Genomic DNA, 12059 nt, shown 5'->3' with positions numbered 1-12059 from the left:
GGCGCCATTATCCACATTTTCGCTTTGCGAAAAAATTGCTTCACAGAGCCTAAGCGCACAAAGTCTGATATCTGCAACAACACCAATAATCTCTGCGGACATTTTTGGCTAAAAAATGTCTTGTCTGTTGAAAAATTAATATTCACTTAAGATTGTTTCCATATAATTTGCCTGATCATTTTTACAGGTATCAAGGTCATGAAACTGGAAAGAGTTGTCGGGTTTTCAAAAATTGACGAGCATATAAGAGATAAGGTCAGTATCAGGCAGGCAAGAAAATTGTGGGAGCGCGGTGTTCCCATAAATAACAGTCCGGCAGAACAATATCTCGTCAATACGCGCCACATTCCCCAGGATGTGGCACGCAAACTTGACGTTCGAAGCTTGAAAGGTCCAATCGGTATTCCGTATTTTGATAAAAATCATCCTTATGACGATTATCTGGTAAGTCCGGTGCTTGATTTGGATCACCAGTTGATTGGCGTACAGTTAATCCAGATTGATAAACAAGGTAATAAAGCGAAAAACGTTAATGATGAAGATTATTACTGTAAAAAATACATTGGCGCTCATCATCCGGCGCGTGAAGGCAGCGCGGCCATAATCTGTTTTAGCAATGATGCGAACGAAGTGTATGTTGCGGAGGGTATAGAAACGGCGGCCAGCATTGCCAGTATCCGAAATATTGCTGAAAGACACACCGTGCTGGCCTCTCTCAGCGTGAATAAATTAACAACTACCCTGGAATTTATTAAAACGCATTTTCCACCGGATGCCAAAGTGGTTTTGCTTAAGGATCATGACTCGGAAGGTTCCATAGCCAACAAGGAATTTGAGCACGCCAGAGAAGCGTATCTGCAAGCCGGATATCAGGTCGTGGTTAAAGAGCCTGTGGCGGAAGGTGATGATTGGAATGATGTGTTGACTCATCAAGGTGTCGAGGCGTTGGAATTGGAGTTTGGCTCTACAGCGACGAACAATGCTTCCCTGAGTGACGGCTCCGATAATGATAATGACGGATCCCTGCAATTATTTATCGAGCACTTTAAAAATATATACGGCGGTCTGTTATCAAGTGAAAGCTATTCGGAAAAGAAAAAATTACTGGCCGTATCGTTCAGCGTCCTTGCCCAATTAAAAAATGAGCTAAACGCCATAGATGACGAGCAAGATATAGGAGTGCAGATTCGTACCATAGATCAAACGCAATATGCGATGGTGGTGGTCTCCACCTTGCTTTCCGAGTTAACCGGACAGCAATTATCTTCATGGAGACCAAAAAACAATAATTTTGCCATGGTTTACAAGGAGTTGTGTCGGTTAGAGCGGGAAATGGATGACGCACTTCGAGAGGATGATGCGTTCAAGAGCGAGAGCAAGGAGTTGAAAGGTCATTTGTACCTGGCCTATCATCGTGCAACTATGGCATGTCATGCTTGTATAAGTGCTTTGCATCCGGAAACTATCAAGGACGTTAAAATCCAGACTTATCATGCGAATCGATTGAAAAGAATTGATGAGGAAATCATTTTTTTACAAAAAACCAACCGTCCAACGAAAAAGGATTCGGGCGAAGTTACCGAACTTTACCAGTTAATTTGCAATTTAAAACAGGAAAAAAAATTTCATAGGGAAGCGTTACAGAAACTGCAATTGCAATGGAAGTATCCAGGAAAATTATCGCTTGCCGGCAAGAGACACAATCCTTATGTTGTCTATTATAACGCGTTTATCAACGAGGCTCGTATTCATTTTGACTCAGGTGTTTTCAATCGTCAGGAAATAAGAAAAATTCTTGAAAAAAAATACAAAACAATGCGTTCGCAGCTTCAGGCTGAGCATCGAAAAAAAATAGAGGCCGCAAGGCAGCGTTGTCTGATTGAAATGCGAAAGATGATCGCACCTCTTACCGTACAGATGGACAAGTTGGCACAAATTGCGTCAGCAGAGCAATTTCTGTTAACAAAACAACGTGCGGAAGCGGGGATTTCCGAGTTTGAAAGGAATTATTTACTGGCCATGGAAAACTTGCAGGATAATCCATGGTTGCAGAAGCGGCTGCAGTTATGGATCAATCAGCTACATGCTTTCAAGATGGTATCTCCATGCGTTTATTTTTATCCGGAAGAGACACCGGAAATTAATGCCGTCAGTATTCTTGATGAGGATTCGGATGAAGAGGGCACGCTGAGTGATTTGACTGAATCGATATTGAGTGAGCAATTCGGATCTCCATGCGAAATCAATTTTCCTGAAGTGGCAAGCCAGCCTGATTGGTTATCTTCTCATTCCCCAGGTTCCGCAACGATGAAATACATAGCAAATCTCTGTGGTATTGCGTTTAATGAGCTTGATGAGCGATTGTACCTTACTATCATCGATTTTTCGGAAAGACTGGCTTTGAATCTTTATAAATCGTTTGAAGTAATTGAGCCTGGTAAAAACGGAAACAGGCAGGAGTTCGACGGTCTGGTACTCCGCAACAGGCAATTGACCATTATTGAGCGTAAAAGCAATGACGGTACCGGCCCGGGTCTGCTGCAACGTAATTTTTGCCAGAATAAAATTTTGTCGAAAGAAGATTATTTACGCAAAAAAATCATCGATAAAATCGTTGAATTGCCGACCAGCGAACAATATCAATACATCGTCATTGCTGAACCAGGCCGAGAGTATCCGAGCTGGTATAGCCCTGAATTCAATGAGCAGATCAGAGAAAATTTATTATGTTCGGCTAAATGGCTGGTGATTAAAGCGTTGCAGGATATGCACCTTGAACTGAATCTGAATCGCCCGCAATTTTATACCGGAAATGATTGCGAAGGCCTGTTTTTTAATCAGGGTTTGATCCGCAGCGGTGTAACGGTGCGCTTTTCTCGCAAAGAGAAAGGCAATGAAGATTGCGCTCATAAAAGAATGGAGACGGTTGTTTTGCAACGCACTGAAAAACGTGACAAGGATGGCCTGGCTTATGTTATCTGCGGTTCAGGTGGAATGTGATTGCAGGCGGCAATCCCTGTTGTATGAAAGCAAGCCCTGTCATTTACCTCTATAATTAACAATAAGAATACGAAAGGAGGTACCCGTGAGCAATCTTCAGAAAGAAACGGTAGATACCCTGGTGAAACCGGAGCCTGACTTAACCGATGAGCTGGAACTGGGAGGTTCCTCTAATGAATTTAACCAAAACCAGTTTGTCAGCGGCGATCAAGTCGATTTGAAAGGTGGTGGCGTCCCCGCCTATGAAACAACCGGAGAAGTTGATCCGAATGATGACATTGGCAATGACGAGATGGAAAACGATCCGCAGTTTACAGGGTAAATGATTGGGATAAACAGACACCTGAAGTGATAGAAAATATAATATGTCCACATAGCCCATCGGTGACCATGATCTTGTTATTTTTCTTCAGACACGTTATTATGCGCATCCAGTCGGGGCGTAGCGCAGCCTGGTAGCGTACTAGCATGGGGTGCTAGTGGTCGTAGGTTCAAATCCTACCGTCCCGACCAGTTAAATATTTTGTAAATCAATAAATTATCTTGGCTAATTAGAATTTGCCACGCGAAAAAATTTTCTTAATGGGTACTTTGGTGGGTACTTAACGAAAATAACTATTTCCTGAAACATTAATCAAGAATACAACTCTTGACTTATAATTACTGCTTTTAAAGCAGAAATCACTACATTACAATATTTCAAAAAAATTAATTAAATGATATATAAAGCAATTAAATAAAATATTGGAGTTAGCGTGCTTTTCCTGGATATTATTCAAGCAGTATGCTCTATATTGAGCTTGGTTATTTCTATTTTTGTTATAAATAAGGTCTATAAAATTGATCAAAAAATTAATGTTTCAGTAAGCAAAAATAAAGCCATGACGCAATCAGTAAAAGGAAACTCAAATCGTTTAAAGGGAAGTCAGTGAATTCAAATATAAAGCAAAATGTAAAAGGCAACGATAATTTTGTAGTTGTAAACTATGATATGCATGTATCAAATATATCATCTATATTGGCAGAGGCTCTTCCTGAAATTGCAAAAATTGTCGCCTTACAAGATGATTCTGTTAATGATACCAAGCCATATAGTGTCAAAGATAAAATTGAATATAACAACATAAAATCGTTTAAAGAGATTTTGCAGGAGTATGGTCAGTACGGTTTTAAAATTGATACATTGTATGAGGAATATGATAATCATACACCTGGCTTCATTAGATCAGTTTTTCAATATTTTAGAACTAAATATTTATTGAAGAAAGAGCAGTTAATCAGTCTTAATGAAAATGGGGAAGATCCCCAATTAATTATAAAAAGGAACTCCGATAATATTATAAGAGATATTTTTAAACAATTTGTTGTTGAAATTAAAACGGTAAAAAACATTGAGATCAATATGGAAGCTCTTGATACTTGCGCGCTATGCGTGGTTTGCCATGCTTTAATTAATTGTAAAATACTTGAGAAACCTCCTTTATGATTGTTGATAGTGATAAACATCCTGAATTAAATATATATTTTATAGGGGCAATTATTTTAAAAGTTATAAATAAATCTTTTAATTGTGAAAATGATATATTGGATATATTCAAAAAATATAATAAGGGACGAAAAATAAAAGTTTCATTTGATTATTTTCTATTAGGTATGGATTGGTTATATATATTGGGAATAATTAATATTAATGAGAAAGGAAATGTTATCTTATGTATTTAAATAAATTAATGGTCCGAGATAAATACAAAATTATAAGAGATATTTCTTTCAAGCAAGGCCTAAATCTGGTGATCGATGAAACATCTTCTGTAACTCAGGACTCTGGAAATAACGTTGGAAAGACAACTTTTTTGCGAACTATTGATTACTGTCTAGGAGGAAAAAAAGATATTCTTTATAAAGAAAAGGAATTTAAACGTGAAAATAAAATAATATATGATTTTTTGCATGATAATGAAGTGCAATTCGAATTGAGCGTGAAATCAAAGACGGGCATTATTCATACTATTATTAGGCCTATTAACGGAAATCCATGTATAGATAATATGGAGTTAACATCTGAGGGTAAATTTCAAGAATGTTTATTTCAATTGATATTTAATTCAGAGAATAATAAACCTTCATTCAGACAATTGATGAAAAAATTTATTAGAATTGAAAATGACCAACTAACAAATTCATTATATTTTTTACATAAAGCTACTCCACATACAGATTATGAAGCTGTTTTTTTATTCTTGTTTGGGTTTCGAGATACAGACCTTTTGTTAGAGAAGAAAAAACTAGTAAAAAAGATAAAGGAAATTAATAAAAAAATAAGTGACTCCGAATATACTATTGATGACTTAGAGCAGCAAACTCATTTGTTGAAAAAAGAAATTGATACTTTGAATCACCAGAAAAAAAATTTTGCATTTAGTGAAGAGGTAAATGACGAGCTCTACTCATTAAAAAAATTACAGAGTTCGATATCTGAATTGAAAGAAACAATTGCAAAATTAAATATAAAATATGAGCTTAGTCGCGAATCAATAAATCAGTTGAGGAAGTCAAAAACAAATATAGACATCAAATATCTAGAAAAAATATATAAACAAGCTAAATTAGATGTGTCTAATATCCAAACAAAATTTAATGAGGTTTTAATATTCCACAATAAAATGATTGATAATAAAATCTCATATATTGAAGGGACATTAGATAAAATACTATCTGAACTAGAACAACAAAAAAGAATATTAAATCAAGTCCTAGATGAAGAAAGAATTTTATTGAAAATTATGGCAAAAAAAGGTGCTCTTGATGAATATGATAAAATTAATAGTAAACTGAACCATAAATTTCAACTTTATGGTAATAAAGAGACATTAATAAGCATTTTAAGCAAATTAAGAAATCATATACATGAGACTGAAAGTAATTTGGATATCGTAAATGAAAAAATTTTAAAATATAAAATTGTTTTTCAAGATAATTTAAAATCATTTAATGAGTTTTTCGCAGAATATTCAGAAAAATTATATGGTAATCAATATTACCTAAAATTAAAAAATAACACGGGAAAAAAAAATGAAAATATTTTATTAGATATCGGAAATATGGAGGAAAACATAGGGACAGGTAAGAAAATGGCTCAGATATCAGCATTGGACTTAGCTTATCTTAAATATGCAGAAGTATCACCTTATCAATTACCCAATTTTGTATTACATGATCAATTAGAAACTATATTTGAAAATCAATTAGAAACTTTATTTGAGTTGGCTAATTCAATTAAAGGACAATACGTAGTTGCAGTATTAAGCGACAAAATAAGAAAATTGAGTACCAATTTGATTAATGAAAATTGTATTTTAAAATTGTCACAGTCAGATAAGTTTTTTAGAATCCCATAGCTTTTTTAAATATTAATTTCGGAAAATCAGAGTTGATTTTTGTCGAAAAATAAGTTTTGAGGGAAATCATTTGAATTAGTTTTCAACTAATATGTTGGAGCATTGTTTATTTTGGAGGCAATTTTTTTCTGGATGGATTCAATTTAAATCCTTCTGGCACAGGTTTAAATGAGTCGTTAATATCAGGCCATCGAGTCGCTCTACTTTGAAATGCTCTTAGTTTTGCTGTATCAATAGTCACTGCAATACAATAATCATTATCACCTCCACGCAATCTTGCTAAATCACGCATAAATCCTTCTTTTGCTGGTGATCTTACACGACTGTCTCCATATAGTCGATTATTAACCAAGATGGTATAACCATGTATGTCCAAGGCAGTAGCCTCAATTAACGAGGAAAAAGTTTCAATGTCCTTATTCCAAGATAAGACTATTAGGGCATCAACCTCACCTTGAAATTTGATGCGAGTTTTACTATTTTGTAGTTCTGAACATGCTAATACAGCAAAATAAAAGTCGTTATGTTTATATATATGTTTAGTAGGAGAACGCCGTTTCCGACAATCAGATTTATCACTAATCCCATCGTAGTACCAGGTTTTACCAAATCTTTGATAGAGTTCTTTCTCTTCTTGCGGAGATGGTTTTAACTTTGGCTGCCAGATTTTTACATGGCTTTGGAATCCTAATCTATCATCTGTCAAAACGAGGCAGGTTTCACTTAATATCTCATCATCGGAATAATGTTTATATTCTGTGCCAGCTATTAGGCTTATGCCAGAAGAAGTCAGTCTGTTTTCAATGCTCCCAATCCATTCTGGAGGGATAGACAATTCAGGAAATAGAACATAATCAGGTCTAGGGTTAAGCTTTATAGTTTGATTTACCATTTCAGCTATACACTTATATCGCTTTATATTTAGTTGGGGCTTGTTGCATGCCATTCCTTCCCAATCTGTATTAGTTGTTTTGATATTGGTAAGTACAAGAATTACTTCGTCATTTTTTTTATACCCTACTTCTATCCGATTTAGTTTTTTTTGGGATCGTTTTGTTTCAAAAGTTGGAAGGTTATCATTATTTATTAAATCAGGATTGACCCACACACCTCGTAATAATTTAACTAATTTCCCCCATAGATATGGATCATAATTTAGACTGTTAGAGTTGATGCCTATACATTGTGGAATGAGTTCAGTAATTTCTGCTGGGGTATAAGGACGAGTTGGAAATATATATGGTAAAAAGCTTTCGCCTTTTCTTTTTTTCTTTTTTACCCAATGTAATCGCATTTTTTTACTTAATTTTATAAATAGGCGCAGATCTTTAATATCTATCAATTTTGTTTTGCTAAATTCATTCAATATTTCGCGATCATTCCTTTTTTCTGAGGGTGATCTAAAATTTATTAGTTGAGAAGCAGCACGACTTTCAAGTATGTTTTTGTAAGGTGTTTTAGAGAGGTCAGATATTGCAATTTGCTTCGCTTGTAAAAATATATCATTAACATCATCATTTGTAATTTTTGGTTGTTGTTCTAATAAATTTTTAATAAGATATTTTGCATGCTTTTCATTCTGTATGGGAAGTTCATCTGAAAATAGTAGCATTGGATCAAGATATTGAGTGATTGTTTCAATTAAAAACCAACCTAGCGTTTCTTTTACTCTATCCCAAAGTCCATTATCTATAATAGACTCATTGCCATTTATCGTGACTTTCGTATTGGTTGTGCATTCCTCTGCTATAGCATTCAGAGAGCTAAAAATATCTTTTATAATGTAAGTTGCTTGTACCCATTCATTTAAACCGATTGCAAATCCTAGTAAACGTGGTAAATACGAAAAATGATCAAATAGATTTTCTGAGCTTAATATATGGTTATGAGCAAATTGGTAAAATTCATTTCTTTGATGCTCCCATTCAGATATTGGTAAATCAAGTGCCAGAGTTTCCACATGCCTCATCTGTAAAGCCCAACTTAGGCGACGTATAGTTACACCATCTGCACGCCTTAGTGTATCCGCTGATTCACTTGTATTTAAAGTAGCTGAAAGTACTTGAGCTGCAGTGGATTTCTCTAAATTCTCAGGAGATGGCATCAGCCTGAACTCACTCGAAAGTTCTTTGATTTCTTTTTCGATGCTATCAAGAAGATCAAGCCCTCTTTGTCCTTGGAGGAGAAATAGTTTTTGTTTGTTCTGTTGTAATCGAAGATAACTTTTTCCTTGGAAATCATCTCCCAGTTGAATTTGCCATGAATTATTATCTTTTTTATCTAAGTAATTTTTACCGATCCTTTTTTGTAAAAAACCCATAAATTCGTCTGCATTGGAAATAGTTTCTGGATCAGGAATAACAAGAAACATATCATCAACATAGCGGCCGTAATAAATTGGTGTAATATTCTTTAAAATTAAATCATCCCATTTATGTAATAGTAAATTTGAAATAATTTGAGTTGCTGTAAGTCCAATTGCTAATCCTTTGTGAATTTCTTGCTCATTTTGAGTTATTTCGTTTATAAAGATGTTTGAAGAATTAGACCAGGTATCAAGAAATTCAGCTAGTTCGTCGGTAAAATTCTTTTCGTGATCGGTTGGTTGCTCATCAAGAGCCAGTGAATCGTAGATAGCATTTGATTTGATATAATTTGGGTCTATAAAATGATAATAACTTTTTAAATCAAGTGAGGCGGCAATAATTTTTCTATTATTATTTAATTCACTTTTCATCGCTTTAATTCCGTCTTTCCTCCATTGTTGATATGGAAAAAAATAAGGCTCAAAAGAACCAATGGCTGATATATGAAAGGCTCTTTTATTTTTTTTACTCAGGGAAGTATTATCACCTAGTCGTTTTAACCTGAACCCATAACAGTTATTAGTTAGACAAGCATCTAATTTGTGGCCAATCATATTAACCCATAAAGCAGAAATGATATGGGTTATAACAGGAAAATCACCTATTACTCTGAATTCAGGAGTCATATCTTTATTTTGAATTAGATTTTTAAAGGATTTGTATGGATCTGAAAAATGAACATGGGGTTTTGGTATACCTTCCTTAGGTTCTATATTCAATTTTTTAGGTATTAGTCTGTACTCTCCTCGAAAACTACTATCATTTTTAAACCCGGGGTTTTTTTTTAATTTATTCAGCAGTGAATTAAGATTTTTTAGTAAGTCTTTTTCGTATTTTGCAAATTTAATTGATGTTGGAAGAATTTTCTCATAATAACAATCAGCTTTGGCTTTTCGGTATGCGACAAGCAAATCTTCTAATAATAAGTTATCCCATCCTTTAAATTCGGCTGAGTAGTCCATGATATTTCCCTTATTAAGGACACTGGGTGTCTCAATGAAGGGTATTTATTTTGTGTGTATATGTCATTCACTGGAATTCAATGTAACCTGTGATTGCTTGAAAATAATCCTTCATTTAAACATTAAGAGAGAACTTAAAACATGGTCTCCTTTGCAAAATTATAGTTGAACATTTTTAATTTAATAATAGATATTCAATTTATTTTTATGCTATTTCGTGGAGTTACTATCTTTAGTTGTTAACATTTGATCAATCCATTGTTCAATAACCACATAATGCCAAGTCAAAAGAGAATCATGTATCTTAACCGGCCGAGGAAATTTACCGGTCAGCCACCAGCGCCTTAGTGTGTTGCGGTTTCGACCTATGAGTCGCTCGACATCTTTGATAAATAAGATTTGTTGTTTGAACTCGGTGTTTGCCATGATGAACTCCTGTAAATCACTATGTATGCAATGAGATTTTTATTTTCAATTAGCGCGTTACTCAAAACGAGTAATGATTAAATCATATCGAGTAATTCTATGCAATATCAATTGTTAGTAATTGTCAAAATGCAATTGGTTAAAGACGCTATACCTTTTAGTATTTTCTTTATACAATGATTCTGAATTTTAGATTTAAGGAACTGGGATGAACTCACTGGATGCGATAGAACGAGCCGTAGGAATGGAATACTTCGACGAAGAAAGTTTAGAGCTGGCTCAAAAACCACAGGCTGATCTAACTCTGCAAGCTTCAACCAATAAAATCGTAGTTATTGCCAAACATCTCCAGCCAGATACAAACAGTATTACTGTTTTAAACAAACGCCATGCCTAAGCTGCTTGTTGTCGGCTCAGGGATTAAGTCGGTTGCACATCTAACGGAAGAAACGAAAAGAGTTATCCAGAATGCCGATAAAGTGCTTTATCTGGTGAATGAGGAGCATTTAAAAGCCTGGATTACCCGTGAAGCAAAAGTTTCGGAATCTTTAGAGTCTCTGTATTTCAGTTGCGAAAAAAGAATTGAGGCTTATCAGAAGATAACAGCTCATATCGTCGAGGTGTACAACCAGGTTTCCTCGCTCTGTGTGGTTTTTTATGGCCACCCTGCCGTTTTTGCCGATTCCGCTTTAAATGCGGTGAAAATTATCCAGTCGCAAGGTGGTGATGCCACTATATTACCTGCCGTATCATCTATGGATTGTCTATTCAGCGATTTACAAATTGATCCGGGTAATCATGGCTGTTTTTTAATTGATGCGACGGAATTACTGATTTATGAAAGAAATATTGATGTCCATGCCCATTTGATTCTCTGGCAGGTTGCGAATCTTGGGACTTTTGACAGGACGAAGACCACCAAGTTACCTGTTCTGGTGAATTATCTGTCCAGTTTTTACCCTAAAGATCATCCGGCTTGTATCTATGAAGCATCGATTCTGCCGACACAACAACCACGCATGGAATGGACAACAATTAGTGAATTGGATAGCATGACATTTAAAGCGATCTCCATGTTGTACCTTCCTCCCATACCTGAAACGCAGATCAATAGCCATTACCTGTCGTTACTGGACATGAACGAAGATAACTTTGTGTTATCTGCTCAATCATCAACGTCATTGACGGTCGAATAAATCCTCGTCAGTAGCGGTAGTTTTGTTTAAAAAATTATTTTTCTAGCCTGTCTATACTTTTAATTATGATTTCAAAGATGACAGGAGTCGGTGATGAAAGAAGAATTACTTAATAAGCTTAAACAAATAAATCCTGTAGACGAGGATAACATTCCTAAAAATCAAGGTAACTGTCAATGGTGTGCGATAGAAGGAGCTCGCGTATTACTTGAAGATGTGGAACCAACAGAGATTCCAAGTCATCAGGATGATAGCGGTAATGACCCGATAGAAGAACGGCTGCATTCCAAGTATGGCAGTAATTATGTTAGTAGCGACGATCCCGAAGTTTTTTTTGAAGAAATACGTAAATTAAATAAGGGTGATTTGATGCTGGTTAGTTTAGAAAATGACGATTTGGATCATGCCTACATTATTTATATCGATGAAGAAGGTGATCCTTACCTGATTGATCCGGATAGACAACTTTTTGTTGAATTAGACGAACGTGAGAATTTTTATCACTCGGTTAAAGGTTGGAATAATGTTGAGACGATTAATTACTTAAATGGTGATATTAACTCCGAATTTAGAGATAAAATCAAAGTGGATATATGTGTCTTAACTAAACAAGCGGTTGAATCAGATCCTTTACCAGAGTTTGGTAGCGAGCCTCCCAGGTTACAATATATGTAGATTTTTTCGAGTTATTGGCTTATGGGCATAGGTTAT

General features: G+C 35.2%; 10 protein-coding genes and 1 tRNA gene. 9 read left to right on the top strand and 2 right to left on the bottom strand.

Going from position 1 to position 12059, the window contains the following annotated elements; translation table 11 throughout:
* Positions 1–198 precede the first annotated feature (198 nt).
* The 6 genes from CKW05_RS13705 to CKW05_RS13680 all read left to right on the top strand — a co-directional run bounded on the left by CKW05_RS13705 (position 199) and on the right by CKW05_RS13680 (position 6398).
* The gene (locus CKW05_RS13705; RefSeq protein ID WP_058482609.1) at positions 199–3000 is read left to right on the top strand and encodes a toprim domain-containing protein; all 2802 of its coding nucleotides are present in this window, start codon (positions 199–201) and stop codon (positions 2998–3000) included.
* Positions 3001–3085: 85 nt separating this feature from the next.
* Positions 3086–3322: a hypothetical protein gene (locus CKW05_RS13700; protein WP_058482610.1), complete on the top strand. Its 237-nt coding sequence runs from the start codon at positions 3086–3088 to the stop codon at positions 3320–3322.
* Positions 3323–3436: 114 nt separating this feature from the next.
* Positions 3437–3513, top strand: a tRNA-Pro gene (locus CKW05_RS13695).
* Between the two features lie 415 nt (positions 3514–3928).
* A complete protein-coding gene (locus CKW05_RS13690; RefSeq protein ID WP_058482611.1) occupies positions 3929–4486 on the top strand; it encodes an ABC-three component system protein in 558 nt (185 codons plus the stop codon).
* On the top strand, positions 4483–4722 hold the full coding sequence (locus tag CKW05_RS13685) for an ABC-three component system middle component 6 (protein WP_058482612.1): 240 nt from the start codon (positions 4483–4485) through the stop codon (positions 4720–4722). Before CKW05_RS13690 ends, CKW05_RS13685 begins: the two co-directional genes overlap by 4 nt.
* Positions 4713–6398 (top strand): AAA family ATPase, encoded by a 1686-nt coding sequence (locus tag CKW05_RS13680; RefSeq protein WP_058482613.1) that lies wholly within the window; start codon positions 4713–4715, stop codon positions 6396–6398. The genes CKW05_RS13685 and CKW05_RS13680 overlap by 10 nt, the downstream gene beginning before the upstream one ends.
* Before the next feature lie 106 nt (positions 6399–6504).
* On the opposite strand, the gene CKW05_RS13675 is transcribed toward CKW05_RS13680, so the two are convergent.
* Positions 6505–9726 (bottom strand): RNA-directed DNA polymerase, encoded by a 3222-nt coding sequence (locus tag CKW05_RS13675; protein WP_058482614.1) that lies wholly within the window; start codon positions 9724–9726, stop codon positions 6505–6507.
* A gap of 210 nt (positions 9727–9936) precedes the next feature.
* Positions 9937–10152, bottom strand: a complete 216-nt coding sequence (locus tag CKW05_RS13670; protein WP_058482615.1) for a helix-turn-helix transcriptional regulator — start codon at positions 10150–10152, stop codon at positions 9937–9939.
* A gap of 208 nt (positions 10153–10360) precedes the next feature.
* Between CKW05_RS13670 and CKW05_RS13665 the strand changes: the two genes are divergently transcribed.
* The 3 genes from CKW05_RS13665 (at position 10361) to CKW05_RS13655 (ending at position 12023) form a co-directional block, all read left to right on the top strand.
* Positions 10361–10549 (top strand): hypothetical protein, encoded by a 189-nt coding sequence (locus CKW05_RS13665; RefSeq protein WP_058482616.1) that lies wholly within the window; start codon positions 10361–10363, stop codon positions 10547–10549.
* Entirely contained in the window at positions 10542–11348 is an 807-nt protein-coding gene (locus CKW05_RS13660) for an SAM-dependent methyltransferase (RefSeq protein ID WP_058482617.1), read from the top strand. Before CKW05_RS13665 ends, CKW05_RS13660 begins: the two co-directional genes overlap by 8 nt.
* Positions 11349–11441: 93 nt before the next feature.
* Positions 11442–12023, top strand: a complete 582-nt coding sequence (locus tag CKW05_RS13655) for a hypothetical protein (protein WP_058482618.1) — start codon at positions 11442–11444, stop codon at positions 12021–12023.
* Positions 12024–12059 lie beyond the last annotated feature (36 nt).

Source organism: Legionella spiritensis, from assembly GCF_900186965.1.
GTDB lineage: Bacteria > Pseudomonadota > Gammaproteobacteria > Legionellales > Legionellaceae > Legionella_C > Legionella_C spiritensis.
This window is presented reverse-complemented; position numbering and strand designations above follow the sequence as displayed.

Bases quoted from the DNA above. Each gene is read 5' to 3' on its own strand.
- CKW05_RS13705 (WP_058482609.1), top strand. From the start codon at position 199: ATGAAACTGGAAAGAGTTGTCGGGTTTTCAAAAATTGACGAGCATATA.
- CKW05_RS13685 (WP_058482612.1), top strand. From the start codon at position 4,483: ATGATTGTTGATAGTGATAAACATCCTGAATTAAATATATATTTTATA.
- CKW05_RS13680 (WP_058482613.1), top strand. From the start codon at position 4,713: ATGTATTTAAATAAATTAATGGTCCGAGATAAATACAAAATTATAAGA.
- CKW05_RS13675 (WP_058482614.1), bottom strand. From the start codon at position 9,726: ATGGACTACTCAGCCGAATTTAAAGGATGGGATAACTTATTATTAGAA.
- CKW05_RS13670 (WP_058482615.1), bottom strand. From the start codon at position 10,152: ATGGCAAACACCGAGTTCAAACAACAAATCTTATTTATCAAAGATGTC.
- CKW05_RS13665 (WP_058482616.1), top strand. From the start codon at position 10,361: ATGAACTCACTGGATGCGATAGAACGAGCCGTAGGAATGGAATACTTC.
- CKW05_RS13660 (WP_058482617.1), top strand. From the start codon at position 10,542: ATGCCTAAGCTGCTTGTTGTCGGCTCAGGGATTAAGTCGGTTGCACAT.
- CKW05_RS13655 (WP_058482618.1), top strand. From the start codon at position 11,442: ATGAAAGAAGAATTACTTAATAAGCTTAAACAAATAAATCCTGTAGAC.